A 26,223-nucleotide genomic window follows, 5' to 3' on the forward strand; every position below is an offset into this window, starting at 1 on the left:
GACGATGGCAACCACGCTCAACCCCTCCGAAATCAGCGAACTGATCAAGAACCGCATCGAGAAGGTCAAGCTGGCCGCGGAATCGCGCAACGAAGGCACCGTGACCAGCGTGTCCGACGGCATCGTGCGCATCTTCGGTCTGGCCGACGTGATGCAGGGCGAAATGATCGAACTGCCGAACAACACCTTCGCCCTGGCCCTGAACCTGGAGCGCGACTCGGTCGGCGCCGTGGTCCTGGGTGACTACGAGCACCTGCGCGAAGGCGACGTCGCCAAGACCACCGGCCGCATCCTGGAAGTGCCGGTCGGTCCGGAACTGCTGGGCCGCGTCGTGAACGCGCTGGGCGAGCCGATCGACGGCAAGGGCCCGCTGGGCACCGACCTGACCGCTCCGGTGGAGCGCGTTGCTCCGGGCGTGATCTGGCGCAAGTCGGTCGACCAGCCGGTGCAGACCGGTTACAAGTCGGTCGACTCGATGATCCCGATCGGCCGTGGCCAGCGCGAGCTGATCATCGGTGACCGCCAGACCGGCAAGACCGCCATGGCGATCGATGCGGTGATCAACCAGAAGGGCACCGGCATCAAGTGCGTGTACGTTGCGATCGGCCAGAAGGCGTCGACCATCGCCAACATCGTGCGCAAGCTGGAAGAGAACGGCGCGCTGGCCCACACCATCGTGGTGGCCGCGACCGCTTCCGAATCGGCTGCCATGCAGTACATCAGCGCCTACTCGGGCTGCACCATGGGTGAGTACTTCATGGACCGCGGCGAAGACGCGCTGATCGTGTACGACGATCTGTCCAAGCAGGCCGTCGCCTACCGCCAGATCTCCCTGCTGCTGAAGCGTCCGCCGGGCCGCGAAGCCTACCCGGGTGACGTGTTCTACCTGCACTCGCGCCTGCTGGAACGCGCTGCCCGCGTGTCCGAGGAATACGTCGAGAAGTTCACCGAAGGCAAGGTCACCGGCAAGACCGGCTCGCTGACCGCGCTGCCGATCATCGAAACCCAGGCCGGCGACGTGTCCGCCTTCGTTCCGACCAACGTGATCTCGATCACCGACGGCCAGATCTTCCTGGAAACCGACCTGTTCAACGCCGGCATCCGCCCGGCCGTGAACGCCGGTATCTCGGTGTCGCGCGTCGGTGGCTCGGCCCAGACCAAGATCATCAAGAAGCTGTCGGGCGGTATCCGTATCTCGCTGGCCCAGTACCGTGAGCTGGCTGCGTTCGCGCAGTTCGCCTCGGACCTGGACGAAGCGACCCGCAAGCAGCTGGAGCGTGGCCAGCGCGTCACCGAGCTGATGAAGCAGAAGCAGTACGCGCCCATGTCGATCGCCAACCAGGCGCTGTCGATCTACGCCGTCAACGAGGGCTACCTCGATGACGTGCCGGTCAACAAGCTGCTGGCGTTCGAAGAAGGCCTGCACGCCCACTTCGCCAATACCCAGGGCGAGCTGATCAGCAAGGTCAACGCTACCGGCGGTTGGGACAACGACATCGAAGGTGCCTTCAAGAAGGGCATCGCCGAGTTCAAGACCACCGGCAGCTGGTAATCGCGGTCCTGTAGAGCGGAGCCCCAGGCTCCGCTGGACCAGATGACAAACGGTTGAACAACGCGGGGCATCAGCCCCGCGCCACGGGAAACAAGAGATGGCAAGCGGACGCGAAATCAAAACCAAGATCAAGAGCGTGCAGAACACCCGCAAGGTGACGCGCGCCCTGGAAATGGTCTCGGCCTCCAAGATCCGCAAGGCGCAGGATCGGATGAAGACCTCGCGTCCGTACGCGCAGGCGATGAAGCAGGTGATCGGTCACCTGGCCCAGGCCAGCACCGACTACCAGCATCCGTTCCTGGTCGAGCGTGAGCAGGTCAAGCGGGTCGGTTTCATCGTGATCTCCTCCGATCGCGGCCTGGCCGGCGGCCTGAACAACAACCTGTTCCGCAAGATGCTGGGCGAAGCCAAGGCATGGCAGGACAAGGGTGCCGAAGTGGACCTGGTGACCATCGGCCAGAAGGCTTCGACCTTCTTCCGCCGCGTGAAGGTCAACATGGTCGGCAGCGTGACCCACATCGGCGACGTGCCGAAGCTGGAATCGCTGATCGGTGTGATCAAGGTCATGCTCGACGCCTTCACCGAAGGCAAGATCGACCGCGTGTACCTGGTCTACAACCGCTTCGTGAACACCATGGTGCAGAAGGCCAGCTTCGATCAGCTGCTGCCGCTGCCGCCAGCCGAGAAGCAGGTCGCTCACCACGACTGGGATTACCTGTACGAACCCGATGCCGCGACCGTGCTCGAGCACGTGATGACGCGTTACATCGAGTCGCTGGTGTACCAGGCACTGCTGGAAAACGTCGCCTCCGAGCATGCCGCACGCATGGTCGCGATGAAGGCGGCGAGCGACAACGCCAACAAGCTGATCGGCACCCTGCAGCTCGTCTACAACAAGGCGCGCCAGGCAGCGATCACCCAGGAAATCTCCGAAATCGTCGGCGGCGCGGCAGCAGTCTGACCGCGTTCGTTCAAAGCACACATTAGAGGATGCAGCAATGAGTCAGGGCAAGATCGTTCAGATCATCGGCGCGGTCGTCGACGTCGAATTCCCGCGTGAATCGGTGCCGAAGGTGTACGACGCACTGAAGGTCGAAAACACCGAGATCACCCTCGAAGTCCAGCAGCAGTTGGGCGACGGCGTGGTGCGTACCATCGCCCTCGGTTCCACCGACGGCCTGAAGCGCAACCTGGTTGCCGTCAACACCGGCCGCGGCATCTCGGTGCCGGTCGGCGCCGGCACCCTGGGCCGCATCATGGACGTGCTGGGCCGTCCGATCGACGAAGCCGGCCCGGTCGCTGCCAGCGACAACTGGGAAATCCACCGCGCTGCGCCGTCGTATGAAGACCAGTCCCCGGCCACCGAGCTGCTGGAAACCGGCATCAAGGTCATCGACCTGATGTGCCCGTTCGCCAAGGGCGGCAAGGTCGGCCTGTTCGGCGGCGCCGGCGTCGGCAAGACCGTCAACATGATGGAGCTGATCAACAACATCGCCAAGGCGCACAGCGGCCTGTCCGTGTTCGCCGGCGTGGGTGAGCGTACCCGTGAGGGCAACGACTTCTACCACGAAATGAAGGACTCCAACGTCCTGGACAAGGTGGCGATGGTGTACGGCCAGATGAACGAGCCGCCGGGCAACCGCCTGCGCGTCGCGCTGACCGGCCTGACCATGGCCGAGTACTTCCGCGACGAGAAGGACGAAAATGGCAAGGGCAAGGACGTCCTGTTGTTCGTCGACAACATCTACCGCTACACCCTGGCCGGTACCGAAGTGTCGGCACTGCTGGGCCGTATGCCGTCCGCGGTGGGTTACCAGCCGACCCTGGCCGAGGAAATGGGCGTCCTGCAGGAGCGCATCACCTCGACCAAGAACGGCTCGATCACCTCGATCCAGGCCGTCTACGTTCCCGCGGACGACCTGACCGACCCGTCGCCGGCGACCACCTTCGCCCACCTGGACTCGACCGTCACCCTGTCGCGTTCGATCGCCTCGCTGGGTATCTACCCGGCCGTCGATCCGCTGGACTCCACCAGCCGCCAGATGGATCCGCTGGTCATCGGCCACGAGCACTACGACACCGCCCAGCGCGTCCAGCAGACCCTGCAGAAGTACAAGGAACTGAAGGACATCATCGCGATCCTGGGCATGGACGAACTGTCCGAAGAGGACAAGCAGGCCGTGTCGCGCGCCCGTAAGATCGAGCGCTTCTTCAGCCAGCCGTTCCACGTGGCCGAAGTGTTCACCGGTTCGCCGGGCAAGTACGTGCCGCTGAAGGACACCATCCGTGGCTTCAAGGCCATCGTCGATGGCGAGTACGACCACCTGCCGGAGCAGGCGTTCTACATGGTCGGCGGCATCGAAGAAGCGGTCGAGAAGGCCAAGAAGATGGCCGAGAAGGCCTGATCCGGGACGGGCGGGAGCGATCCTGCCCGACCTGACGCCGGCGCCGGGCAACCGCCCGCGCCGGTGGACCCCCACGGTGGCATTGCGCCGCCGCGAACAGCGAAGAGATTTGCATGAGCACGATCCGTTGCGACATCGTCAGCGCCGAGCAGGAAATCTTCCGTGGCGAAGCGACCCTGGTCGTGGCCACCGGTGAGCTGGGTGAACTGGGCATCGCGCCCAAGCACGCCCCGCTGATCACCCGCCTGAAGCCGGGCAAGGTGGTGGTCACCACGCCGAACGGCGAGCAGCTGGATTTCGCCATCTCCGGCGGTATCCTGGAAGTGCAGCCGCAGGTGGTGACCGTGCTGGCCGACACCGCGATCCGCGCGCAGGACATCGACGAAGCCTCGGTCCGCAAGGCCAAGGAAGAAGCCGAACGCATCCTGGCCAACCGCGGCGAAGCGATGGAAGTGGCCGAAGCCCAGCAGAAGCTGGCCGAAGCCGTCGTCCAGCTGCAGGCACTGGAACGCCTGCGCAAGAATCTCAAGCACTGAGGTTCGCGCTGCATCCACGAGAACGCCGGCCCTGTGCCGGCGTTTTTGTTTGGGGCGGGGCAGGGCCGATTGGGTAGAGCCGACGGGGTAGAGTCGACTGTCAGTCGACTACCGCGCGCAGCGCGGGATTTTCGCGACCTCACGGAAGAGCAGTCGACTGACAGTCGACTCTACCGTTCCGGTTCCCGCCCCCAATCCGGCATCCCGATTCCCGCCTCGTCTCAGCGATACACCACGTAGCGCATCAACAGGAACGACACGCATGCCAGCCCGCCTTCCACCAGCGGCTTGGCCAGCCACGTGAATTGCAGGCCCAGCGCCTGGTCGACCAGGCTGACCAGCAGCGTGCTCGTCGCCGTCAGCAGCAGCCACAGCCCGAAGAAACGTGCAAAGCGCTTCCATCCCAGCTTGCGGGTGCCGGCCTCGGCAAAGGTGTAGCGGCCGTTGAGCCAGAAGCCCAGCAGCATGCCGGCCAGGCGACCGGCGATGTTGGCCGGCGCGACCGGCATGCCCAGCGCGGTGGCGACCACGAACACCAGCCAATCGACCAGCAGCTGCACGAGCCCGATCACGAGGTAGGTGCTTCCCTGGCGGAGCAGGCTCATCGGCGTGGTGAAGGAGGAGGGATGCCCATGTTAACGGCCCACGCTCTAGAATCACCGGCAACGAACTACGGACTGCTGCTCCCATGACCCAAGCCCTGCACGTCATCATCCTCGCCGCCGGCGCCGGCAAGCGCATGAAGTCGGTGCTGCCGAAGGTGCTGCAGCCGATCGCCGGCCAGCCGATGCTGGCGCACGTGATCGATACGGCCCGCGAGCTGCAGCCGGCGGCCATCCACGTGGTTTACGGCCATGGTGGCGAGGCGGTGCGTCAGTACTTCGCCGGCCAGCCCGACCTGCAGTGGGCCGAACAGGTCCAGCAGCTCGGTACCGGCCACGCAGTGGCGCAGGCAATGCCGCAGGTTCCCGACGCTGCGCAGGTGCTGGTGTTGTACGGCGATGTGCCGCTGATCCGCGCGCAGACCCTGCGCGACCTGCTGGCGCAGCCGGGCCGGCTGGCAGTGCTGGTGGCCGATGTCGATGACCCGAGCGGTTACGGCCGGGTGCTGCGCGATGCAGAGGGCAAGGTGGGCTCCATCGTCGAGCAGAAGGACGCCACCGACGACCAGCTGCGCGTGCGCACGATCAACACCGGCATCATCGCCGCAGAGTCGACCGCGCTGCGCCGCTGGTTGTCGCAGCTGTCCAACAGCAATGCGCAGGGCGAGTACTACCTTACCGATGTGTTCGCGTTCGCCGCGCATGAGTACACCCCGGCCGAGATGGCCCTGGTCGCCGATGCACAGGAGGCCGAGGGGGCGAATGATCCATGGCAGCTGTCGCAGCTGGAGCGCGCCTGGCAGCGCCGTGCGGTGCGTGCACTGTGCGCTCAGGGCGCGCGCGTGCGTGACCCGGCACGACTGGATATCCGTGGCACCGTCACCGTGGGCAGCGATGTACTGATCGATGTCGACGTTGTTCTTGAAGGCAACGTCGTGCTCGGTGACGGCGTTACCGTAGGCCCGTTCAACCGGCTGAAGGACGTCAACCTGGGGCCCGGCACCGAAGTGCGCGCGCATTGCGACCTGGAAGGCGTGGTGACCGAAGGTGCCGCGCAGATCGGCCCGTTCGCACGCTTGCGGCCGGGTACCGTGCTGGCCGATGGCGTACACGTCGGCAACTTCGTCGAAACCAAGAAGGTCACCCTCGGCGTCGGCAGCAAGGCCAACCATCTCACCTACCTGGGTGACGCGGTGATCGGCAGCAGGGTGAACATCGGTGCCGGCACCATCACCTGCAACTACGATGGCGTGAACAAGTCGACCACCACCATCGGCGACAACGCCTTCATCGGCTCCAACAGCTCGCTGGTGGCGCCGATCACCATCGGCGAGGGCGCGACCATCGCTGCCGGGTCGGTCATCACCCGCACCGCGCCGGACGGCAAGCTGACGCTGGCACGTGCACGACAGGAAACCATCGATGGCTGGAAGCGCCCGGTCAAGAAGTCCTGAGCCACGGGTTCCGCGCACCGACGAGCTGGGTGTGCTGCCGGCGATCGAACAACGTGCCGGCGAACTGCTGAGGGGTCACGAGGCCTATCCGGTGTTTGCCAGCCACGGCCTGGACCTGCCGACGCTGCAGGAAGGCCTTGAGCGTGGGCAGCTGTGGGTGGTGGATGGCGCCGCCGGCGGTGTTGCCGGCTACCTGCTGGCCGGCGACCTGGCAGGCGAGTTCCATGTCCTGCAGATGGATGTGGATCCAGCGCACGCGCGTCGTGGCCATGGCCGTGCATTGCTGCGGCATGCCTTGGCGCAGGCCAGGGCCACTGGCTTTGCTGCAGCGGTGCTGACCACCTTGAGCGATGTGCCGTGGAATGCAGCCTTCTACGCCAGCGAAGGGTTCGAGGTCGTGCCCGAGGCGCAGTGGAGCGAGGGCCTGCGCGCGGTGATGGCCGAAGAGGCCGCCCTGGGATTTCCAATGCATCTGCGGGTGGCGATGCGGCAGGTCTGGTAGGTGCCGACCCTGGTCGGCACATCCACGCATGGCGTGGCTCTACTGACAGACCGAGCCAAGTCGGCAACTCACCCCACCGGCAACAGGATCGACACGCACAGCCCGCCATCACCGCGGTTCTGCAGCGACACCCGCCCACCGTGTGCCTCCACGATCTCGCGGGTCAGTGCCAGTCCCAACCCGGTACCGTTGCGCTTGGTCGAATAGAACGGCATCAGCGCGTTCTGCAGCACCTGCTCGTTCATGCCCTTGCCACGGTCCAGCACATCCAGGCGCAGCCATTGCGGCAACCGCGTCAGCTGCACCTGCACGTCATCATTGGGCGGATCGGCTTCGGCACAGGCTTCATGCGCGTTCTTCAGCAGGTTCAACAGCGCCTGCCCGAACTGCGCGATGTCGATCCGGCTGCTCAGTTCCTCGTCCGGTTCACGTTCCATGCCGAACGGAATCTGCTGGCGCAGGCTGGACAGGAAGGGCGCCCAGTGCACGGTCTGCAGTTGCGGTTGCGGCAGCTTGGCGAAGCGCGCATAGCCACGGATGAAGCCTTCCAGGTGGCGCGCGCGGTCTTCGATGGTGGTGAAGATCTCCGGCAGCCGATCGAAGCGCTCGCGCTGTACCAGCACGCCGCCGGAATGGGCCAGCGAGGCGATCGGCGCCAGCGAGTTGTTGAGCTCGTGGCTGATCACCCGGATCACCTTCTTCCACGTCTGCACTTCCTGGCGGCGCAGTTCGGCGGTGAGCAGGCGTACCAGCAGCAGGTCGTGCGGGCGGCCGTTGAGCTGGAAAGATCGGCGTGAGAGGTGATAGACCTGTTCGTCGTCCTCATCGCCGTCTTCGCCTTCCGCATGTACCGCGAACAGGCTGTCGCCGCCACGGGCGATGGCATCGCGCAGCTCCACCGGCACCTGCTCCAGCACCTCTTCCAGGCGCTGACCTTCCAGCTTCCAGCCGCCATGCAGCAGCTTGCGCGCGGCCAGGTTGGAGAACACCACGCGGGCGATGCCATCGCCGCCGGAAGCAATCAGCAGCATCGCCACCGGGGTGTTCTGTACCATGGTGTCCAGCAGCAGTTCGCGCTGCACCAGGCCTTGCCGCTGCTCGCGCAGCACGTCGCCCAGTTCGCGGTGCGCCTGCACCAGGTCACCCAGTTCGTCGTTGCCTGGCCAGTACACACCGAAGTTGTACTCACCGTCGCGGTAGCTGCTGGTGGTGCCGGCCAAGGCGCGCATCAATGAACGTACCGGCGCGGTTGCACGGCGCAGGGTCCACCACATCAGCGACAGCAGGATCAGCGCCGACACCGTGGTCACCACCCAGCCATGGTCCATCCAGTAGGCCAGCAGCCACGGCAACGCGGCGGCCAGCGCCAGCACCGGCAGCAGGCGCAGGAACAGGCGGAAGGTGAACGAGCGCCGTTTCATTCGCGTGGGATGCCGTGCCGGTCCATGCGCCGGTACAGTGCCTGGCGGCTCAGGCCGAGTTCGGCGGCGGCCTGGGCGATGACGCCGTGGTTGCGCGCCAGCACATCCTCGATGCGCGCACGGTCAGGATCATTGCCGGCACTGGCTGCCGGTCGCGGTGCAGGTGCGGCACGCGGCAGGTTCAGGTCGGCCACTTCGATGCGGTTGCCGGTCGCCAGCAGCTCGGCCCGCTGGATCACGTTGCGCAGTTCGCGCACGTTGCCGGGCCAGGGGTGCCGTTGCAAGGCCGCGGTGGCGGCGCTGGAAAGTGGCTTGCCGGCGGTCAGGAAGCGCTCGGCCAGGGGCACGATGTCGCCCGGGCGCTCGGCCAATGGTGGCAGTACCAGTTCCACCGTATTGAGGCGGTAGTACAGGTCTTCGCGGAAGGTGCCGTCGCGGATCATCGCCGGCAGGTCGGCATTGGTCGCGCTGACCACACGGACTTTGACCTGGCGCTCGCGATTGGAGCCAAGACGCTCGAAGCGCCCTGTTTCCAGCACACGCAGGAGCTTCATCTGGCCGCCCAGCGACAGGTTGCCGATCTCATCCAGGAACAGCGTGCCGCCGTCGGCGGCTTCGAACTTGCCCTCGCGTGCCTTGTTGGCGCCGGTATATGCGCCGGCTTCGGCACCGAACAGTTCGGCCTCGATCAGTTCCGAGGGCAGGGCGCCGCAGTTGACCGTGATGAACGGGCCCTTGGCCACCAGCGAGTTGGCCTGGATGATCTGCGCGATCTTCTCCTTGCCGGCACCATTGGGACCGGTGATCAGCACCGGCAGGTCGGAGCGCGCGACCTGGCAGGCCAGGGCAATGACGCGCTCGCTGGCCGGATCGGCGAAGACCGCACCACACAGCTCGTACTTTTGTTCCAGCGCATTGCGCTGGCGCAGCTCACGGCTGCGGCGGCGGTCCAGCTCGCGCCGCGCCTCGGACAGCTCGAGCAGGTTGTTGACCGTGGTCAGCAGCTTGCGGTCGTCCCAGGGCTTGGCCAGGTAGTCGGCGGCACCGGCCTTGACCAGGTCCACCGCGCTGCTCAGGTGGGTCCAGGCGGTGAGCAGGATCACCGGCAGGTCCGGGTGGCGCGCGCGGATCTGTGCGAACAGGTCTTCGCCTTCTTCGCCGGAGGTGGTGTCCTCGCTGAAATTCATGTCCTGGATCACCAGGTCGACCGGCTGCGACTCGAGCAGGGCCAGCCCTTCAGCCGGGCTCTGCGCCTGCAGGGTGTCGATGTCATGCAGGGAGAACAGCACGTCCAGCGCGGTGCCCACGCTGGCGTTGTCGTCGATGATCAGGATCGAAGGCATCAAGCAGTTCTGCAGAAAGGGATGGGCGGCGCCGATGGAGCCGTGTTCGTATCCATACGCCGGGAGAGCCCGGCGCCACCCATCAAGCATAGCCAAAGCCGTGGCGACGAGGGCGGGCTGGTCTCAGCGCCGCGCTGGTGGAGGCGGTGGTGCCGGCGGTGGCGGAGCGGCCAGCGCCAGCCGCCATGAGGCGGCGTCCACCGGGACGGTGAGCTCGCGTTTGTCGCGGCGCAGCAACAGGTACGCAGTCGGGGCACTGGAATGCCGCAGTGCATCGGCAAGATGCTCGATCCGCCGCACGGCCGTATCGTCCAAGCGCAGGATGCGGTCGCCGCTGCGCACGCCGAAGCGGGCTTCCGGACGCACGGCTTCCACCCGTACCTGGCCCTCGGTCGAACGGAGCGCCAGGCGGGCATCATCCTGGCGCCATTCCAGCGTCTGCGAGCTGCCACCGCCGGCCAGCGCCGGCAGTGGCAGCAGTGCCATCAACAGCATTCGGCAGGCACGCACCTCACGCGCCCCGCGTGGCAACTGCGGGCGGGACCGCCGCCGCGCGCCGGGCCGGTCCGAACACCGCGACCTGGCCCAGCCCCCACAGCAGCAGCGCGCCCAGCGGCAGGTAGTACAGGGGCATGCGCGGCAGCTCGTACAGGTTCATCAGTGCCAGATTGATCGCGTAGGCCGCCAGCATGCCCAGCACGATCCCCAGCGAGGCCAGCAGGAAGTTCTCGGTCTGGAAGTAGCGCAGGATCTGCCCGCGGGTGGCACCGAGCGCGCGGCGGATGCCGATCTGCTTGCTGCGCTGCTGCACCCAGAAGCTGGCCAGGCCGATGATGCCCAGTGCGGTCACCACCAGCAGCGAGATGCACACGGTGATCAGCAGGCCGACCATGGCCCTGTCGTTCTTGAAGTAGTCATTGCGCTGCGCCTCATAGGTCAGCTTTTCACGCACCAGCCGGTTGGGATCGTTACGTTCAAGCGCGGCGATCGCACCCTTTAGCACTTCCTCGCGCCGATCTGGGGAGGTACGCAGGACATACGGTCCCTGGGTGAAATCAGTCCGCACCGGCAGCACGATCGACAGCGTGGTGTTGTTGTTGTAGTCGGTGGGCGTTGCCAGTGCGGCGACGATGCCGACTACGTGCAGCGGCTGCTTGCCCATGTAGAACGTCTTGCCCAGTGCATTCTCGCCCGGGTACAGCTTGTCGGCGAGGGTGCGGCTGATGATCACCGAGGACGCCGTATTGGACGAAGCGTTCTTCTGTGCGTCCTCGAAGTTGCTGTACTCGCTTGACTGGAAGTCACGGCCGGCGGTCAGCTGCAGTCCGAGCGTGGGCAGTCCACCCTCGCCGAACATGTACATGGTGACGAAGGCGGTCGGACGCTCCTGTTCCTGTTTAAGCGAAACGCTGGTGTTGGAGGAGTTCGGGCGGAACGGCAACTGGTTGACCTTGGCTGCGGCAGTCACGCCGGGCACCGCACGCAGGGCAGACAGGTCTTCCAGGGTGCGGGACTGACCGTTGGTCTGCTTGCCGATGCCGCTGACCCGGACGAACACCAGTTCGTTCTCGGCCAGGCCGCTGCTCTGGCTGATCCGTTCAACGCGCTGGGTGACCAGGAACAGGGCATTGCAGACGATGGCGCAGGTCAGGGCGACTTCCAGCACGATCAGGGCGGCGGCCGTCTTGTGCCGGCGCAGGGTGCTGAGGATGGGGCGGATGTCCATGGGAGGTCCTCGTACTCGTGCTTACTGCGACTTGAGCTGGATGGCCGGGGTAACCTGCATCGCGCGCCAGGCGGGCAGGAAACCAGCGGCGAGGCTGGCGAACAGGGTCAGGCCAATGGCCAGCAGCAGCATGCTGCCGTCCAGGTGGGCCAGGTTCGCGTAGTCCACGGGTTGCTGGCGTACCGCATACAGGCCGAGCAGGGCCAGGCCGATGCCGAGCACGCCGCCGGCAACGCCGATCGCACCGGCTTCAACCAGGCATTGCAGGAAGATCTGCCCACGACTGGCACCGAGGGCGCGGCGCACACCGATCTCGCCACTGCGGCGCAGGAACTTCGCCAGCAGCAGCCCCACGGTGTTGACCAGGCAGACGCCGAGAAAGCCCAGTGCCAGCCACATCTGCAGGCGCACGTCGCTGGGCACGGCGTTCTTGAACGTCAACCACTCCATCACCGGGCGCAGACGCACGTTGGTGGGGCGCTCGAAACGGCCCGCCGCGCGCTGCTGGTCCGAGTAGTTGACCAGGTAGTTGCGGTAGTCCTCGACCTTGGCCGGGTCCAGCTCCACCCAGTACTGGATCCAGCTGCAGGGCGCGCTGATCGAGTTGCTGCTGCCATCCGGATTCTCGCCGAAGCAGTTCATGTTGCCGTTGCTGCCGAACTCCAGGTCCATCGCAGTGGAGAACGGCACCAGCAGGTCTTCATCCTTGCCGTAGTTGCCGGTGGTCAGATCGAAGAAGTGGGGTTCGGGATTCCACTTCTTCATCACGCCGATCACCCGCAGTGAATGGCCACTCAGGCGGATCTCGCGACCGGTGCTGTCAGCACCCTGGAACAGCTTGTCGTTGATCGCTTTCGACAGCACCACCACGCGGCTGCGATTGTCATCATCGCTGCTGCTCCAGGCACGCCCGTACTGCATCGGTACGTCGAACATCGGGAAGAAATCGGCCGACGTCCAGCGCGTATCCACCGAGAATGGCTTGAGCGTGCTGAGCTCCGGTTCCACCGTGCCTCCGCCCGCACTCATCATCGCCTGGCGGATGCCGCGCTTCTCGCGCAGCAGGGTCTCGGCGTCGCGCCGTGTCATCTGTTCCTCAGGCTCCTCACCCGGGGTATAGCCGCCGCGCGGGCGCGGATCGACCTGCACATAGAACAGCCGGTCACTCTTGCCGGGAATCGGGTCACCGGACAGCACATGGAACACGGTCAAGGTGGTCATCGAGGCACCGATGCCGAGCGCGATGGCCACCACCATCAGCGCGGTCAGGACCTTGTTGCGGCGGAAGCTGCGTACCGCCAGTCGGGCGTAGTAGGCGAACATGGCCGGGCCCTCACTCGTTGACGGCGACGATGTGGCGCGGCGTGGCCAGCACCGGCTCGCGCACCAGGTCGGTGACCTGGCCGTCGACGATGTGCACGTTGCGCTGCGCACGCGCGGCCAGTTCCGGGTCGTGGGTGACCATTACGATGGTGGTGCCGGCGGCATTGATCTCCTCCAGCAGTTCCATCACGCCACGCGCCATCTGCGTATCCAGGTTGCCGGTCGGTTCGTCGGCCAGCAGCAGGCGCGGGCTGCCGGCCAGTGCACGCGCGATCGCCGCACGCTGCTGCTGACCGCCGGACAGCTCATTCGGGTAGTGCTTCATGCGCGAGCCCAGGCCGACCTGGGTCAGCGCCTTCTCGATGCGTTCGCGGCGTTCGTTGGCGCTCATCTTCCGATAGCGCAGCGGCACGTCGACGTTGTCGAACAGGTTGAGGTCGGGGATCAGGTTGAAGCCCTGGAAGATGAAGCCGATCTTCTGGTTGCGCAGGCGGCTGCGCGCATCATCGCCCAGCGTGCTCACGTCCTGGCCGTCGAGCATGTAGGTGCCGCTGGTGAAGGTTTCCAGCAGGCCGGCGATGTTGAGGAAGGTGGTCTTGCCAGAGCCGGACGGACCGGTGACGGCGACGAACTCGCCTTCCTTGACCTGCAGTTCCAGGGAGCGCAGCGCGTGGGTTTCCACCTGTTCGGTGCGGAAGACCTTGGCGACCGAACGCATTTCGAGCATGTACATGGGGTGTCCTCTCTCCAGGATTCAGGTATCAGTTGACGGAGACGCGTTCGGCGTCCTTGAACAGGTCGCTGCCGGAGACCACGATGCGGTCGCCCGGCTGCACACCCGACTTGATTTCCACTTCGCCCAGGCTGCTGACGCCCAGTTCCACCGGACGGCGCACGGCGGTGCGGCCATCCATCACGTAGGCCATGCCGTTGCCCTGTTCGACGAACGGGCCGCGCTCGACCTTCAGCACATCCTTGCGGGTATCGAGCAGCACGCGCACCGACATCCGCTGGCTCTGGCGCAGGCCTTCCGGCTGCGCGCTGGCGAAGCGCACGCGGGCGTTGACCTCGCCGTTGACGACTTCCGGTGATACCGCGCTGATCTCGCCCGGGAACGGCTGGCCGTTGCCGCCGGTCAGCTGGGCCGGCATGCCGATCGCCAGGTCGCGGGCGAAGCTCTCCGGCACCTTGATCTCGACCTCGAACTTGGACAGGTCGACCACGCCCAGCACCGGCGCGTTGGCGGCCAGGTTGGTGGACTGCACCGCCTGGACCTGGCCGACCTGGCCATCGAACGGGGCGCGCAGGGTCAGTGCATCGACCTGGCGCTGCACTTCGGCCACCACGGCCTTCTGGCGGTCGGCCAGCAGGCGCTTGTTGCGGGCATCCAGGTCGGCGCCCTGGCTCTGCAGGCGCGCGTCGGTGGTGGCGTTGGCCAGGGTGATGTCGGCCTTCTTCAGCGAGTCCTTCGCCTTGGCCAGGTCGATCTGCGGCACCGCACCGCCGTCGTAGCCGCGCTGGTAGCGCTGCAGGTCGCGGTCGGCGGCCTGGCGCTCGATCGTGGCCTGGTCGGTTTCCTTGCGTGACTTGGCACGGGCCAGGGTCGCGTCCAGCGCGGCGCGGCTGGCCTCGGCTTCCAGGCCGGCCAGCGTTGCCTGTTCCTGGGCCAGCTTGCTGCGCAGTTCCGGGCTGTCGATGATCGCCAGCTCCTGGCCCTTCTTGACCACGTCACCGGCGACGACCTTCAGGTCCACGGTACCGGCCGAGATCGCGTACAGGATCGGGCTGTTGGCGGCGATCACGCGGCCGTCGGCGGCGATGTCACGGACCAGGTCGCCCCGCTTCACCTCGGCGATGCGCACGCGGCTGCTGTCGAAGGAGCGGCTGGCATTGGACCAGGCATGGACCGCCCAGCCGATGCCGGCGAGCAGCGCAATGGCGCCCAGCGCCGGCCAGCGGTAGCGATGCCAGCTTGCGCGGGTGGTGCCGGCCGGGGCGGAGGAAACGATCTGGTCCTGTGCGGAAGTGTCGCGGATCATCGGGTGCGTGCCTGACGGTGGTAGCCAATACCAAGCACGTAGCGTGCCAACTTTATTTCCTTTCAGGTCAATGGGTTGGGGATTTCGGGGGAGTGTCCGGGTGTCCGCGGACACCTTTCCGGACACTTTCATTAAGCGGACAGGAGGGGGAAGCCAGGCAGGCGGGCTAGAATGCGCCGATCGTCTCCAAGGAATCGCGTGACATGTGTGGAATCGTGGGTGCAATCGCCGATCGCGATGTGGTGCCGGTACTGATCGAAGGCCTGAAGCGGCTCGAGTACCGTGGTTACGACTCCTCGGGCATCGCAGTGATCGACCACGCCGAGCGCCCCGAAGTCCGTCGCGTCCGTCGTACCGGTCGAGTGTCGGAAATGGCCACGGCGGCCGAGGCCGAGGGCTTCAATGCGGTGCTGGGCATCGGCCACACCCGCTGGGCCACCCACGGCGGTGTCACCGAGGCCAATGCACATCCGCACATCAGCCACGGTGTGGCGCTGGTGCACAACGGCATCATCGAGAACCACGAAGAGCAGCGCGAGAAGCTGCGCGCGCTGGGCTACACGTTTGAATCGCAGACCGACACCGAGGTCATCGCGCACCTGATCCACCATCATCTGAAGGGCGGCGACGACCTGCTGGTGGCGCTGCAGCACACGGTGAAGGAGCTGACCGGTGCCTACGCGCTGGCCGTGGTCAGCCGCGCCGAGCCGGAGCGCTTCGTCTGCGCGCGCATGGGCTGCCCGCTGCTGGTCGGCCTGGGCGAGGGAGAGAACTTCGTCGCCTCCGACGTCTCGGCCGTGATCTCGGCCACGCGCAAGGTGATCTTCCTGGAAGAGGGCGACACCGCCGAGATCCGTCGCGACGGCGTGCGCATTTTCGATGAGCACGACCAGCCGGTCGAGCGCGACGTGCACCTGTCCGACGTGTCGCTGGCATCGCTGGAGCTGGGCCCGTACCGCCACTTCATGCAGAAGGAAATCCACGAGCAGCCGCGCGCGCTGGGTGACACCATCGAGGCGGCGATCGATGCCGGTGGTTTCCCGGCCGGGCTGTTCGGCAAGAACGCCGAAGCGGTGCTGTCGGGCATCGAAGGCGTGCAGATCATCGCCTGCGGCACCAGCTACTACTCGGGCCTGACCGCGCGCTACTGGATCGAGGCCATCGCCGGCCTGCCGTGCAGCGTGGAAATCGCCAGCGAGTACCGCTATCGCGCGGCCTACGCGAACCCCAAGCATCTGATCGTGACCATCTCGCAGTCCGGCGAAACGCTGGATACGATGGAAGCGCTGAAGTACGCCAAATCGCTGGGCCACAAGCACACGCTGTCGATCTGCAACGTGCCGGAAAGTGCGATTCCGCGCGCCAGCGAACTGGTCTGCTACACCCGCGCCGGCGCCGAGATCGGCGTGGCCTCGACCAAGGCCTTCACCACCCAGCTGGCCGCACTGTTCCAGTTGACCATGGTGCTGGGCAAGCTGCATGGCCGCATCGACGCGGCGCAGGAAGCGGACTATCTGGAACAGCTGCGCTTCCTGCCGGGCAGCGTGCAGCACGCGCTGAACATGGAGCCACAGATCGCCGCCTGGGCCGAGCGTTTCGCGCGCAAGAGCAGCGCATTGTTCCTGGGCCGCGGCCTGCATTACCCGATCGCGCTGGAGGGCGCGCTCAAGCTCAAGGAAATCTCCTACATCCACGCCGAGGCCTATCCGGCGGGCGAGCTGAAGCATGGCCCGCTGGCGCTGGTGGACGAGGACATGCCGGTGGTGGTGATCGCCCCCAACGACAGCCTGCTGGAGAAGGTGAAGTCGAACATGCAGGAAGTGCGTGCGCGTGGTGGCGAGCTGTTCGTGTTCGCCGACCAGGACAGCAACTTCAACGCGTCCGAAGGCGTGCACGTGATCCGCACGCCGCGCCATGCCGGCGTGCTCAGCCCGATCGTGCACACCATCCCGGTGCAGCTGCTGGCCTACCACACCGCGCTGGCGCGCGGCACCGACGTGGATAAGCCGCGCAACCTGGCCAAGAGCGTGACGGTGGAGTAAGGCATTCCCGGAGCTGTGGGATGCTGCATGCGAAAGGGGCCTGCGAGGCCCCTTTCGTTTGTGCCGGACGCAGTGCGAAGTGGGACAGCCGCCGGGCGTTCTGTCCGTCGTCGGCAGCAGGTAGTCATTCTTTAATGCGCGAAGCCGCCTGTATTCAGCGGCGGTTTCAGCCGCGGTGCCATTCTCTGGATCGTCAGTTGGTTCCCACGACGAACTGTCCTATCGATGCCGGTAGTGACCGAGGGTCGCAGTCGTAGAATCGATCTGGCCGAGGTTCGGGTTGAGTCGTTGAACCCGCCTCGTTCGCGTTGCAGCATGTCGTCTGCCGAGCCATTCCAAGCGGCAGCCGGGTGCGCCAGACGTGCGCTGAAAGGTCTGTTCCCGGGGAGGGGGCGTATCGGAAGAGCACACTTTTTTGACTTCAGTGACCTGCACCAGGAAACAAGAATGAACGTCCGCGAACTCCTGCAATCCAAGAAAGAAGCTGTCATCACCATCGATGCCGAAGACACGATCGGTGCCGCCGCCCACAAGATGAGCGCGAACAGGATCGCTGCGCTGGTGGTGATGAAGGACGATGCCCCGGTCGGCATCATTTCCGAGAAGGACATCGTGCGCACCCTGGCCGACGACGGCCCGCAGGCCGGCCGCCGGGTGATTTCCAGCCTGCCGTCCACCGGTCTGGAGGGCATTGCGCCGGAAGCCACGCTGAAACAGGCCATGTCGTTGATGACGTACTCGCGGCGCCGTCACCTGATGGTCACTGAAGGCACTCGCCTGGTCGGCATCCTCAGCCTGGGCGATATCGTGAAGAACCTGCTGGGCGAGCTGGAACTGGAAAAGGCGGTGCTGCAGGACATCTACATGGCCGCCCACTGAGGGCCGCAGCGCTGGAAGCAGAGAAGCCGGGCATTGCCCGGCTTCTTCGTTCACGGCACCGGTGATATCAGAAAGTGACCTTCACCGAGTCGGCGCTGTAGTTCGCCGGCCCGTGATAGACCACTTCGATGTTGTTGCCATCGGGGTCGAGCACGAAGGCGCCGTAGTAGCCCGGGTGGTAGGGGCGTTCGCCTGGCGCGCCATTGTCGGTACCGCCGGCGGCGATCGCGGCAGTGTGGAAGGCATCAACGGTGGCGCTGTCGCGGGCCTGGAAGGCGAGATGGTGGCGGCCGGTCAGCTGGCCGGCGGCGGCACGGCTGCTGGCACTGGAAATGAACAGCTCGTCGGCCCAGAAGAAGTCTGGCCCTTCGCCGCCCAGTGGGATGCCGATCGTATCGAACACTGCCTGGTAGAAGCGGCGGCTGGCGGCCAGGTCACGCACCACCAGCTGGATGTGGTCGATCAGGCGGCCACGGTGCAGTTCCATCGTTTCCATACGAACCTCACAGAAAAAGGGGACGGAGTTGGTAGCGCTGGGCCGTGCCCGGCGAGCGCGCAGCGCGGCCTGCTCAAGGCCGCCGGGCATGGCCCGGCGCTACCGGAATTGTGCCCCTTTCCGGGTCAGACGTTGGCGATGATCTCGACCCAGTAGCCGTCCGGGTCCTTGATGAAGGCCAGGTTCTTCATGCGGCCGTCGGTCAGTCGCTTCTGGAAGGTTACCCCGAGGTCCTCGAAGCGCTGGCAGGCCGCCTCGATGTCCGGCACCGACACGCAGATGTGGCCGAAGCCGCGCGGGTCGCTGTTGCCGTCGTGATAGACCGCACCGTCCTGGGTTTCCGTGCCGTGGTTATGGGTCAGTTCCAGCACGCCCGGCAGGCCGGCCATCCACACGCGGCGCTGGCTGTCGTCTTCCGGTACCACCACGCCGGCAGGGACGTAGGCCAGGAAGTACAGGCTGAACTGGGCCTCCGGGAAGTCGCGCTTGTCGATCAGCTGGTAGCCGAGCACGCGGGTGTAGAAGTCCAGCGAGGCGGTGATGTCCTTCACCCGCAGCATGGTGTGGTTGAACACGAAGCCGGTGGTTTCGGCCGGGGCCTGGGCGGCGGCGCCGGGGACATCGCGCAGGGCGGGAATGGTCATGGGGGAGGTCCTTCAGACAGGGCCGTTGCCGGCCGGATGGGGGCATTCTACCGGCCAGCACCTGACGGTACCGCGACGTACAATGGCCGGATCGCACCGTTCCGTCCTGACAACGATTGCCCGCCATGTCGCAGCGTGAATGGGTGGCCGCCGCCATCCGCAAGATTGAAGCCGATTTCAACCGCTCCGCCGATACCCACCTGATCCCGCTGGCGCTGCCCGGGTTCGAGGGCATCGATGTGTACCTGAAGGATGAGTCGAGCCATCCCACCGGCAGCCTCAAGCACCGGCTGGCGCGCTCGCTGTTCCTGTATGCGCTGGCCAATGGCTGGCTGCGCGAAGGGCGACCGGTGATCGAAGCGTCCAGCGGCTCGACGGCGGTGTCCGAAGCCTATTTCGCGCGCCTGCTCGGCCTGCCGTTCATTGCAGTGATCCCGGCCACCACCTCGCCTGAAAAGATCGCCGCGATCGAGTTCCAAGGCGGCCGCTGCCACCTGGTCGAACGTGCCTGCGACCTCAACTGTGATTCGGAAAAGCTGGCCCGTGAAACCGGTGGCCACTTCATGGACCAGTTCACCTACGCTGAGCGCGCGACCGACTGGCGCGCCAACAACAACATCGCCGAGTCCATCTTCAAGCAGATGGCCGAAGAGCCCAGCCCGGTCCCGGAATGGATCGTGTGCAGCCCCGGCACCGGCGGTACCGCCGCCACCCTGGGCCGCTATGTCAGCTACCGCCGCCACGATACCCGCATCCTGTGCGCGGACCCGGAAGTGTCGGTGTTCTTCGACGGCTACCGGGCCGCCGTGGCCGGTGGACAGGACTGGCGCGACCTGACCTGCAGTGGTGGTTCGCGCGTGGAGGGCATCGGCCGGCCACGGGTGGAGCCGAGCTTCATCCCGACCAGCGTCGATGCGATGGTCAAGGTACCCGACGCGCTGAGCCTGGCCGCGATGCGCCATGTCAGCCGCCAGCTCGGCCGCCGCGTCGGTGGCTCCACCGGCACCAACTTCATCGGCGTGCTGCAGGCCGCGCAATGGATGCGCGAGGCGGGCCACCAGGGCAGCATCGTCAGCATCCTGTGCGACAGCGGCGAACGCTACGCGCAGAGCTATTACGACCCGGCGTGGTACCTGCGCCAGGGCATCGATGTCGACGGCGCCGATGCACAGCTGGCCGCGGCGGTGGCCGGGCAGGGGTTGCCCGAGCTGCCGTGGTGCAGCCTGGAAGCGCTGTAGCATGGACGACGCTCTCGCCGGGCCATGCCGGCGATGCCAGGGGGCACCGCAGAGGCGTGCGTCGATTGGTAGAGTCGACTGTTAGTCGACTGCTCTACGTTCAGGTCGCGAAAATCCCGCGCTGCGCGCGAAATTCAACTGACAGTCGACTCTACCCGGTCGCCGGGGCGTCTCAATATCCCGCCGCGGTGAAGGCGTCGAGCACCGCGTCGCGCAGTGCATCGGGCAACGCCTCGATGTCCATCGCACGGTCATCCAGGTGCAGGGTGGGATCCAGGATGCTGGCGCGGCCCTGGGCCAATGCCTGCAACCACAGCAGCACGCAGATCACGAACTCGCGCTCATGGCCCAGCTGCAGCTGGCTGGCGCCGCGCTCGACTACTTCGAACGGGTACCACTCCTGGCTTTCATTGAACGTGCCGCCCTGCTGCAGCACCGCCTGCAACTGCTGCAGGTGGCGCGGGGCGTCGTCGCCGGCATCGCACAGCGCGGCGATCCAGGCCAGTTCGGCCGCGCTGGCAGACAGTGCCAGCGACCGCGCCGGTGAGGCGGATGCAACTGCAGCCAGACCTTCCATGTGGGGCCTCGTTCGGTACGTGCCGCTGCGGACTCCCCCGCACCCAGAGCTTCGGGGGGCGCGCGTAAGGCCGATGTGAATGCCGTGCCCCCTTGTCAGCGATGCCTGGCAGCGCCATATCTACCGGGCTGCCCGCCTGCCGGGCCCGTACTCTGGAGACCTGCCGTGACCGTTGCCAACCCCCTGCTCGATTTTTCCGGCCTGCCGCGCTTCGAGGCCATCCGCCCCGAGCACGTGGCGCCGGCGCTGGATGTGCTGCTGGCCGAGGCCGAAGCCGCCGTCAGCGCAGCCGAGCAGGTGCAGCCGGTCACCTGGCAGACCTTCGTGACCCCACTGGACGATGCCACCGAGCGCCTGTGGCGCGCCTGGGGCCTGGTCGGCCACCTGCAGGGCGTGGTCAACACCCCGGAGCTGCGCGAGGCCTACAACAGCAACCTGCCGCGGGTGACCCGCTTCGCCAGTGCGCTGGGGCAGAACCTGGCGCTTTACCGCCAGTACCAGGCGCTGGCCGCCAGCCCGGAGACGGCGCATTTCGATGAAGCCCAGCGCAAGGTGCTGGACAACACCCTGCGCGACTTCCGCCTGGGCGGCGCCGAGCTGGCGCCCGACGCGCAGCAGCGATTTGCTGCGATCAAGGAAGAACTGTCGGCGCTGTCGGCGAAGTTCTCGCAGAACGTGCTCGACGCCACCGACGCCTGGTCGCTGATCATCGAAGACGAAGCGCGGCTGAAGGGCCTGCCTGATGATGTGAAGGCCACCGCGCATGCCGCAGCACAGAAGGACGGCAAGGCCGGCTGGAAACTGACCCTGCAGATGCCGTGCTACCTGCCGGTGCAGACCTGGGGCGAGGACCGCGACCTTCGCGAGATCCTGTACCGCGCCAGCGCCCAGCGTGCGTCCGAATTCGGCGATGACGCACTGGACAACAGCGGCAACATCGACCGCATCCTTGCCCTGCGCGCCGAACTGGCTGCGTTGCTCGGCTTCGATTCGTACGGCCATTACTCGGTGGCGACCAAGATGGCGCAGGACCCGGCCGAAGTGCTCGGTTTCCTGCGTGACCTGGCCGCGCGCGCCAAGCCGTTCGCCGCCAGGGACCGCGCCGAGCTGGAGCAGTTCGCGCGCGAACAGCTCGGCATCGACAGCCTGCAGGCCTGGGACCTGGCCTTCGCCGCCGACCGCCTGAAGCAGGCGCGTTACAGCTATTCCGAGCAGGAGGTGAAGCAGTATTTCACCGAGCCGAAGGTACTGGGCGGCCTGTTCTCGGTGATCGAGCAGCTGTACGGCCTGCGCGTGCAGGAGGACAGCGCGCCGGTGTGGCACGAGGATGTGCGCTTCTTCCGGTTGGTCGATGCGCAGGGTGCGCTGGTTGGCCAGTTCTACCTGGACCTGTACGCCCGCGAGGGCAAGCGCGGCGGGGCGTGGATGGATGATTGCCGCAACCGTCGCGTGCGCACCGACGGCAGCGTGCAGACGCCGCTGGTTTACCTGGTGTGCAACTTCGGCCGCGGTGCCAACGGCAAGCCGGCCACCTTCAGCCACAACGAAGTGACCACGCTGTTCCATGAGATGGGCCACGGCCTGCACCAGCTGCTGACCCGCATCGGCGAACTGGGCGTCGCCGGCATCAACGGCGTGGAATGGGATGCGGTGGAGCTGCCCAGCCAGTTCATGGAGAACTTCTGCTGGGAATGGGATCACCTGCAGGCGATGACCGCGCACGTGGACAGCGGCGAGCCGCTGCCGCGCGCGCTGTACGAGCGCATGCTGGCCGCGCGCAACTTCCACAGCGGCATGGCCACCGTCCGCCAGCTGGAGTTCGGCCTGTTCGACATGCTGCTGCACAGCCAGTTCGAACCAGCGCAGGACAGCGTGCTGGCACTGTTGGACCGCGTGCGCGCGGAAGTGGCGGTGAACCACCCGCCGGCCTGGAACCGCTTCCCGCACCAGTTCAGCCACATCTTTGCGGGCGGTTACGCCGCGGGTTACTACAGCTACAAGTGGGCCGAGGTACTCAGCGCCGACGCCTATGCCGCTTTCGAGGAAGCGCCGCAGGCACTGGCTGAAACCGGTGCACGCTTCCGTGATGAGATCCTGTCGCGCGGTGGCAGCCGCCCGGCGGCGGACAACTTCAAGGCCTTCCGCGGCCGTGCTCCGCAGATCGATGCGCTGCTGCGCCACTCGGGCATGGCGTAATCCATGGTGGTGGGTGCCAACCTTGGTTGGCACTTCACTGCCATCCACGCATGGCGTGGATCTACCGGAATGCCGGCCAGCGGCCGGCACTACCGGTGGCGGGTCATTCGGCGTAGATCATCTTCCGGGTCATGCCGCCGTCGACGATGAAATCCTGGCCGGTGCTGAAACCGGACAGTGATGACAGCAGGTATACGGCCAACGCACCGATGTCCTCCGGCTGGCCGACGCGGCCGACCGGGTGTTGCGCATGGTCGGTGGCCGAATACTCCGGTGCGTGTCGCCGTGAGGGTGCCTGCCACTCGCAGGTGCCGATCCAGCCGGGACTGATGCTGTTCACCCGCACCGCCGGGCCGCTGCTGATCGCCAGCGCATGGGTGAAGGCCACCAGCCCGCCCTTGGCTGCGGCATAGGCTTCGCTGTGTGCTTCGGATTGCCAGGCGCGGGTCGAGGCGATGTTGATGATCGCACCGGCGGCGCTGGCGGTCAGCGCCGGCAACGCATGCTTGCTGCACAGGAACGCGCCGTGCAGCGAAGACAGCCGGCGCTGCCACTCGTCCCAGTCCATGTCCTGCAGCAGCGTGCCGTGCGGGCTGGCAATCCCCGCGTTGTTGACCAGCCCGTCGATGCGGCCGAAACGCTGCAGGGCCACGGCGATGAAGGCGCGCACGCTGGCTTCGTCGGTGATATCCAGGCGCTGGAACACGGCATCCTCACCACGCTGCCATTCCGCCAGGCACGCCTCGCCGGCCTCCATGTCGAGGTCGCCGATCAGCACGCGGCCACCGGCGCCGAGCACGGCCTGCGCGATGCCACGGCCGATGCCGTTGGCACCGCCGGTGACCAGCACCACCTTGCCCGACAGCGGCGCGGCCGGCCAAGCGGCAATCGGCGGTACCGTGCTCACGACAGGTCTTCGCCACGCAGGCGGCGATGCCAGCCGTCCACGCCGATGCGGTCCAGGGTCTGGATGTTGCGCTCGACGATCACATCCGGATCCGGATAGACGTCCACCGCGCGCGCCACGCTGTCTTCGCGCAGCAGGTGCAGGGTGGGGAAGGGCGCGCGGTTGGTGTAGTTGCTGGCGTCGTCGGCAGCCACGCCCTCGAACTGGTAATCCGGATGGAAGCTGGCCACCTGCAGGATGCCCTGCAGGTCCAGCGCCTCGATCGCCGCGTCGGCGTTGTCGAGGAAGTCGTTGTAGTCGAGGAAATCGGTCAGCACCTGCGGATGCACGATCAGCGTGGTATCGATCTGCTCGGCCGGCGTATCACGCAGCAGGACCAGCTCCTCGGCCAGCTGCTCAACCAGGGCTTCGGTCGTGGTCGCATCGCTGAGCACGATGCGGACTTGATCCTTCACGTAGACCGCCTTGGCGAACGGGCACAGGTTCAGGCCGATGACGATGCGTTCCAGCCACAGGCGGGTGGCGGCGATCGGGTCCTCGGTGGGCAGTTGGGCGTCGGTCATGGCGGGCACGTCGGCTGGCGGGGCGGACATTGTAGGCGCGTCGCTGGCAACGCGCCGTCGTACCTGCCGCTGGCAGCGCCGGGCCATGCCCGGCGGATGCCTCAATCGCGGAAATTGTTGAACTGCAGCGGCAGCTCGAACTTGCCGGCCTTGAGCACGGCGATGGCGTCCTGCAGGTCATCACGCTTCTTGCCCTGCACGCGCAGCTTGTCGCCATTGATCTGGCTTTCAACCTTCAGCTTGGCCTCCTTCAGCGCAGCGGCGATCTTCTTGGCGATCTTCTGCTCGATGCCCTGCTTGACGGTGATCTTCTGCCGGGCCTGGGCCAGGTTGGTCTCGATGTCGCCGAACTCCAGGCTGAGCACATCGATGCCGCGCGCGGCCAGGCGTGCACGCAGGATGTCGTTCATCTGCTTGAGCTGGAACTCGGTCGGCGCGAACTGGTTGATCACATCGCCATCGCGTTCGAACTTGGCATCCACGCCCTTGAAATCGAAGCGGGTGGCCAGTTCGCGGTTGGCCTGGTCGATGGCGTTGGTCAGTTCGTGGGTGTCGACTTCGGACACGACGTCGAAGGAAGGCATGGGCGATGCTCCGCAGGATTCAGTGGCAGCCATTCTATCGCGAGGGCCCCATGCCCGCCGTTTGCAGAACCGAGCCCACGCTCGGCTGCTCTTCACAACGCAGCCGAGCGTGGGCTCGGCTCTACAGAAGGCGACGACCGGGCGATAATGGGCCATGAACGTGCAACGCTCCCCCTCTCGCGCGGTGGCCTGGATGGTCGCTGCGGTCGCGTGCTTCTCGCTGATGGATGCTGGCATGAAGCAGCTGTCGGCCAGCTACCCCACCCTGGAAGTAACCTTCCTGCGCGGCGCGGCCTCGTTGCCGTTCGTGCTGGTCTGGGTGCTGGCCAGCGCCGGGCCACGTTCGCTGGTGCCGCGCCGCTGGGGGCTGCACCTGCTGCGTGGTGCGCTGGGCATGGCGATGATCGGCTGCTTCGTGTTCGCCCTGCGCGATCTGCCGTTGTCCACTGCCTACACCATCTATTTCGTTGCCCCGCTGCTGATCGCCGCATTGTCGGTGCCGCTGCTGGGCGAGCGGGTCGGGCCACGGCGCTGGGTCGCCATCGGGATTGGCCTGGTCGGCGTACTGGTGGTGCTGCGGCCGGGCGTCGATGGCTTCATCTCGGTGCCGGGGCTGATGGTGCTGGCCGCGGCCACCGCCTATGCCATTGCGGCGATCACGGTCAGCCTGCTGACCCGCACCGATACCTCGCAGTCGATGGTGGTCTGGTTCCTGGTGATCATGGCCATCGGTGCCGGCCTGCTGGCCCTTCCCGGCTGGGTGCCGCTGCAGCTGGCACATGCGCCGCTGATCGGTGGCATGGGCCTGGCCGGGGCGCTGGGCCAGATCGCCCTGACCAGGGCCTTCCAGCTGGGCGAGGCCTCGATGATCGCGCCGTTGGAGTACAGCGGGCTGGTCTGGGTGATCGGTTGGGACCTGGCCTTCTGGGGCCAGCTGCCCGATGGCTATACCTGGGTGGGCGCGGCGATCATCGTGGCTTCGGGGCTTTACCTGCTGCACCGCGAGCGGGTCAACCGGCAGGAACCACCGAAGCCGCTGGACCATCCCTGAACCGGTTTGGCAGGGAAGCGGGGTCAGAGCCCCTGCGGGGATCCGACCCCGGAACCCGCGCCGGAGCAGGTGCTTTAGAACCAAAAGGAATAACATTCTGGCCCATGGCGCGGGCGCGCGACCGCCTGCGCTGGTAGGCTGCA

At 66.2% G+C, this 26,223-nt stretch carries 24 protein-coding genes and 1 pseudogene; 11 read left to right on the forward strand and 14 right to left on the reverse strand.

All coding sequences use genetic code 11. The features are described from left to right. Positions 1–4 precede the first annotated feature (4 nt). The 4 genes from atpA (at position 5) to HMPREF3114_RS14670 (ending at position 4,493) form a co-directional block, all read left to right on the forward strand. Positions 5–1,552, forward strand: a complete 1,548-nt coding sequence (gene atpA / locus HMPREF3114_RS14655; protein WP_005419511.1) for a F0F1 ATP synthase subunit alpha — start codon at positions 5–7, stop codon at positions 1,550–1,552. Positions 1,553–1,649: 97 nt separating this feature from the next. After that, a complete protein-coding gene (atpG, locus tag HMPREF3114_RS14660) occupies positions 1,650–2,513 on the forward strand; it encodes a F0F1 ATP synthase subunit gamma (RefSeq protein WP_005411129.1) in 864 nt (287 codons plus the stop codon). 37 nt (positions 2,514–2,550) lie between these two features. Further along, positions 2,551–3,957: a F0F1 ATP synthase subunit beta gene (atpD, locus tag HMPREF3114_RS14665; RefSeq protein WP_005419510.1), complete on the forward strand. Its 1,407-nt coding sequence runs from the start codon at positions 2,551–2,553 to the stop codon at positions 3,955–3,957. A gap of 113 nt (positions 3,958–4,070) precedes the next feature. Continuing rightward, positions 4,071–4,493: a F0F1 ATP synthase subunit epsilon gene (locus HMPREF3114_RS14670; protein WP_005419509.1), complete on the forward strand. Its 423-nt coding sequence runs from the start codon at positions 4,071–4,073 to the stop codon at positions 4,491–4,493. Between the two features lie 221 nt (positions 4,494–4,714). Here HMPREF3114_RS14670 and HMPREF3114_RS14675 read toward each other — a convergent pair whose 3' ends face one another. Further along, complete coding sequence (locus HMPREF3114_RS14675) at positions 4,715–5,098, reverse strand: GtrA family protein (protein ID WP_005419508.1); 384 nt, start codon at positions 5,096–5,098, stop codon at positions 4,715–4,717. A gap of 83 nt (positions 5,099–5,181) precedes the next feature. Here HMPREF3114_RS14675 and glmU point away from each other — a divergent pair, with 83 nt between their 5' ends. Both glmU and HMPREF3114_RS14685 read left to right on the forward strand, forming a co-directional pair. Further along, a complete protein-coding gene (gene glmU / locus HMPREF3114_RS14680; RefSeq protein WP_005419506.1) occupies positions 5,182–6,549 on the forward strand; it encodes a bifunctional UDP-N-acetylglucosamine diphosphorylase/glucosamine-1-phosphate N-acetyltransferase GlmU in 1,368 nt (455 codons plus the stop codon). Next, positions 6,518–7,051 (forward strand): GNAT family N-acetyltransferase, encoded by a 534-nt coding sequence (locus HMPREF3114_RS14685; protein WP_053497585.1) that lies wholly within the window; start codon positions 6,518–6,520, stop codon positions 7,049–7,051. Before glmU ends, HMPREF3114_RS14685 begins: the two co-directional genes overlap by 32 nt. A 68-nt stretch (positions 7,052–7,119) precedes the next feature. On the opposite strand, the pseudogene HMPREF3114_RS14690 reads toward HMPREF3114_RS14685, so the two are convergent. The 7 genes and pseudogenes from HMPREF3114_RS14690 to HMPREF3114_RS14720 form a co-directional block, all read right to left on the reverse strand. Further along, positions 7,120–8,544 (reverse strand): annotated as a pseudogene (locus HMPREF3114_RS14690) (HAMP domain-containing sensor histidine kinase); the annotation flags it as partial. Further along, the gene (locus HMPREF3114_RS14695; RefSeq protein ID WP_053497581.1) at positions 8,469–9,815 is read right to left on the reverse strand and encodes a sigma-54-dependent transcriptional regulator; all 1,347 of its coding nucleotides are present in this window, start codon (positions 9,813–9,815) and stop codon (positions 8,469–8,471) included. The pseudogene HMPREF3114_RS14690 and the gene HMPREF3114_RS14695, both read right to left, overlap by 76 nt. Positions 9,816–9,938: 123 nt before the next feature. Continuing rightward, entirely contained in the window at positions 9,939–10,310 is a 372-nt protein-coding gene (locus tag HMPREF3114_RS14700; protein ID WP_053497579.1) for a PDZ domain-containing protein, read from the reverse strand. A 16-nt stretch (positions 10,311–10,326) separates the two neighbouring features. After that, a complete protein-coding gene (locus HMPREF3114_RS14705; protein ID WP_053497577.1) occupies positions 10,327–11,541 on the reverse strand; it encodes an ABC transporter permease in 1,215 nt (404 codons plus the stop codon). A 21-nt stretch (positions 11,542–11,562) separates the two neighbouring features. After that, entirely contained in the window at positions 11,563–12,864 is a 1,302-nt protein-coding gene (locus tag HMPREF3114_RS14710; RefSeq protein ID WP_053497575.1) for an ABC transporter permease, read from the reverse strand. A gap of 10 nt (positions 12,865–12,874) precedes the next feature. Further along, the gene (locus HMPREF3114_RS14715; protein WP_005419487.1) at positions 12,875–13,597 is read right to left on the reverse strand and encodes an ABC transporter ATP-binding protein; all 723 of its coding nucleotides are present in this window, start codon (positions 13,595–13,597) and stop codon (positions 12,875–12,877) included. Between the two features lie 28 nt (positions 13,598–13,625). Then, positions 13,626–14,903, reverse strand: coding sequence for an efflux RND transporter periplasmic adaptor subunit (locus HMPREF3114_RS14720; protein WP_053497573.1), 1,278 nt, complete (start codon positions 14,901–14,903; stop codon positions 13,626–13,628). A gap of 203 nt (positions 14,904–15,106) precedes the next feature. Between HMPREF3114_RS14720 and glmS the strand changes: the two genes are divergently transcribed. Continuing rightward, positions 15,107–16,945, forward strand: coding sequence for a glutamine--fructose-6-phosphate transaminase (isomerizing) (gene glmS / locus HMPREF3114_RS14725; RefSeq protein WP_053497571.1), 1,839 nt, complete (start codon positions 15,107–15,109; stop codon positions 16,943–16,945). 447 nt (positions 16,946–17,392) lie between these two features. Next, positions 17,393–17,824, forward strand: a complete 432-nt coding sequence (locus HMPREF3114_RS14730; RefSeq protein ID WP_005411115.1) for a CBS domain-containing protein — start codon at positions 17,393–17,395, stop codon at positions 17,822–17,824. A gap of 67 nt (positions 17,825–17,891) precedes the next feature. Here the strand turns inward: HMPREF3114_RS14730 and HMPREF3114_RS14735 are convergent, their stop codons facing one another. Both HMPREF3114_RS14735 and gloA read right to left on the reverse strand, forming a co-directional pair. After that, the gene (locus tag HMPREF3114_RS14735; RefSeq protein WP_019660719.1) at positions 17,892–18,320 is read right to left on the reverse strand and encodes a VOC family protein; all 429 of its coding nucleotides are present in this window, start codon (positions 18,318–18,320) and stop codon (positions 17,892–17,894) included. 125 nt (positions 18,321–18,445) lie between these two features. After that, entirely contained in the window at positions 18,446–18,964 is a 519-nt protein-coding gene (gene gloA, locus HMPREF3114_RS14740; RefSeq protein ID WP_070489941.1) for a lactoylglutathione lyase, read from the reverse strand. A 125-nt stretch (positions 18,965–19,089) separates the two neighbouring features. Here gloA and HMPREF3114_RS14745 point away from each other — a divergent pair, with 125 nt between their 5' ends. After that, complete coding sequence (locus HMPREF3114_RS14745) at positions 19,090–20,202, forward strand: PLP-dependent cysteine synthase family protein (RefSeq protein ID WP_005419477.1); 1,113 nt, start codon at positions 19,090–19,092, stop codon at positions 20,200–20,202. A 172-nt stretch (positions 20,203–20,374) separates the two neighbouring features. Here the strand turns inward: HMPREF3114_RS14745 and HMPREF3114_RS14750 are convergent, their stop codons facing one another. Continuing rightward, complete coding sequence (locus tag HMPREF3114_RS14750; protein WP_005419475.1) at positions 20,375–20,779, reverse strand: hypothetical protein; 405 nt, start codon at positions 20,777–20,779, stop codon at positions 20,375–20,377. Positions 20,780–20,944: 165 nt separating this feature from the next. Between HMPREF3114_RS14750 and HMPREF3114_RS14755 the strand changes: the two genes are divergently transcribed. Next, positions 20,945–22,975 carry a M3 family metallopeptidase gene (locus HMPREF3114_RS14755; protein ID WP_053497566.1) on the forward strand — a complete coding sequence of 677 codons (2,031 nt, stop codon included), beginning with the start codon at positions 20,945–20,947 and terminating at the stop codon, positions 22,973–22,975. Positions 22,976–23,078: 103 nt separating this feature from the next. Here the strand turns inward: HMPREF3114_RS14755 and HMPREF3114_RS14760 are convergent, their stop codons facing one another. The 3 genes from HMPREF3114_RS14760 to HMPREF3114_RS14770 all read right to left on the reverse strand — a co-directional run bounded on the left by HMPREF3114_RS14760 (position 23,079) and on the right by HMPREF3114_RS14770 (position 25,029). Continuing rightward, positions 23,079–23,882, reverse strand: coding sequence for an SDR family oxidoreductase (locus HMPREF3114_RS14760; protein ID WP_053497564.1), 804 nt, complete (start codon positions 23,880–23,882; stop codon positions 23,079–23,081). Continuing rightward, positions 23,879–24,445, reverse strand: coding sequence for a DUF1415 domain-containing protein (locus tag HMPREF3114_RS14765; protein WP_033834530.1), 567 nt, complete (start codon positions 24,443–24,445; stop codon positions 23,879–23,881). Before HMPREF3114_RS14765 ends, HMPREF3114_RS14760 begins: the two co-directional genes overlap by 4 nt. Before the next feature lie 101 nt (positions 24,446–24,546). Beyond that, positions 24,547–25,029, reverse strand: coding sequence for a YajQ family cyclic di-GMP-binding protein (locus tag HMPREF3114_RS14770; RefSeq protein ID WP_005419468.1), 483 nt, complete (start codon positions 25,027–25,029; stop codon positions 24,547–24,549). A 154-nt stretch (positions 25,030–25,183) separates the two neighbouring features. Here HMPREF3114_RS14770 and HMPREF3114_RS14775 point away from each other — a divergent pair, with 154 nt between their 5' ends. Beyond that, a complete protein-coding gene (locus HMPREF3114_RS14775) occupies positions 25,184–26,080 on the forward strand; it encodes a DMT family transporter (protein ID WP_005419466.1) in 897 nt (298 codons plus the stop codon). Positions 26,081–26,223: the final 143 nt, after the last annotated feature.

Origin of the sequence: Stenotrophomonas sp. HMSC10F07 (assembly GCF_001807895.1) — a bacterium.
Lineage (GTDB): Bacteria > Pseudomonadota > Gammaproteobacteria > Xanthomonadales > Xanthomonadaceae > Stenotrophomonas > Stenotrophomonas sepilia.

What these genes read in the sequence shown, in the direction of transcription:
- HMPREF3114_RS14695 (WP_053497581.1), bottom strand. Translation starts at nt 9,815, where the DNA reads ATGCCTTCGATCCTGATCATCGACGACAACGCCAGCGTGGGCACCGCG.
- HMPREF3114_RS14775 (WP_005419466.1), top strand. Translation starts at nt 25,184, where the DNA reads ATGAACGTGCAACGCTCCCCCTCTCGCGCGGTGGCCTGGATGGTCGCT.
- HMPREF3114_RS14770 (WP_005419468.1), bottom strand. Translation starts at nt 25,029, where the DNA reads ATGCCTTCCTTCGACGTCGTGTCCGAAGTCGACACCCACGAACTGACC.
- HMPREF3114_RS14670 (WP_005419509.1), top strand. Translation starts at nt 4,071, where the DNA reads ATGAGCACGATCCGTTGCGACATCGTCAGCGCCGAGCAGGAAATCTTC.
- HMPREF3114_RS14705 (WP_053497577.1), bottom strand. Translation starts at nt 11,541, where the DNA reads ATGGACATCCGCCCCATCCTCAGCACCCTGCGCCGGCACAAGACGGCC.
- HMPREF3114_RS14750 (WP_005419475.1), bottom strand. Translation starts at nt 20,779, where the DNA reads ATGGAAGGTCTGGCTGCAGTTGCATCCGCCTCACCGGCGCGGTCGCTG.
- gloA (WP_070489941.1), bottom strand. Translation starts at nt 18,964, where the DNA reads ATGACCATTCCCGCCCTGCGCGATGTCCCCGGCGCCGCCGCCCAGGCC.
- glmU (WP_005419506.1), top strand. Translation starts at nt 5,182, where the DNA reads ATGACCCAAGCCCTGCACGTCATCATCCTCGCCGCCGGCGCCGGCAAG.
- HMPREF3114_RS14730 (WP_005411115.1), top strand. Translation starts at nt 17,393, where the DNA reads ATGAACGTCCGCGAACTCCTGCAATCCAAGAAAGAAGCTGTCATCACC.
- HMPREF3114_RS14685 (WP_053497585.1), top strand. Translation starts at nt 6,518, where the DNA reads ATGGCTGGAAGCGCCCGGTCAAGAAGTCCTGAGCCACGGGTTCCGCGC.
- HMPREF3114_RS14765 (WP_033834530.1), bottom strand. Translation starts at nt 24,445, where the DNA reads ATGACCGACGCCCAACTGCCCACCGAGGACCCGATCGCCGCCACCCGC.
- glmS (WP_053497571.1), top strand. Translation starts at nt 15,107, where the DNA reads ATGTGTGGAATCGTGGGTGCAATCGCCGATCGCGATGTGGTGCCGGTA.
- HMPREF3114_RS14700 (WP_053497579.1), bottom strand. Translation starts at nt 10,310, where the DNA reads ATGCTGTTGATGGCACTGCTGCCACTGCCGGCGCTGGCCGGCGGTGGC.
- atpA (WP_005419511.1), top strand. Translation starts at nt 5, where the DNA reads ATGGCAACCACGCTCAACCCCTCCGAAATCAGCGAACTGATCAAGAAC.
- HMPREF3114_RS14735 (WP_019660719.1), bottom strand. Translation starts at nt 18,320, where the DNA reads ATGGAAACGATGGAACTGCACCGTGGCCGCCTGATCGACCACATCCAG.
- atpG (WP_005411129.1), top strand. Translation starts at nt 1,650, where the DNA reads ATGGCAAGCGGACGCGAAATCAAAACCAAGATCAAGAGCGTGCAGAAC.
- atpD (WP_005419510.1), top strand. Translation starts at nt 2,551, where the DNA reads ATGAGTCAGGGCAAGATCGTTCAGATCATCGGCGCGGTCGTCGACGTC.
- HMPREF3114_RS14710 (WP_053497575.1), bottom strand. Translation starts at nt 12,864, where the DNA reads ATGTTCGCCTACTACGCCCGACTGGCGGTACGCAGCTTCCGCCGCAAC.
- HMPREF3114_RS14720 (WP_053497573.1), bottom strand. Translation starts at nt 14,903, where the DNA reads ATGATCCGCGACACTTCCGCACAGGACCAGATCGTTTCCTCCGCCCCG.
- HMPREF3114_RS14715 (WP_005419487.1), bottom strand. Translation starts at nt 13,597, where the DNA reads ATGTACATGCTCGAAATGCGTTCGGTCGCCAAGGTCTTCCGCACCGAA.
- HMPREF3114_RS14745 (WP_005419477.1), top strand. Translation starts at nt 19,090, where the DNA reads ATGTCGCAGCGTGAATGGGTGGCCGCCGCCATCCGCAAGATTGAAGCC.
- HMPREF3114_RS14675 (WP_005419508.1), bottom strand. Translation starts at nt 5,098, where the DNA reads ATGAGCCTGCTCCGCCAGGGAAGCACCTACCTCGTGATCGGGCTCGTG.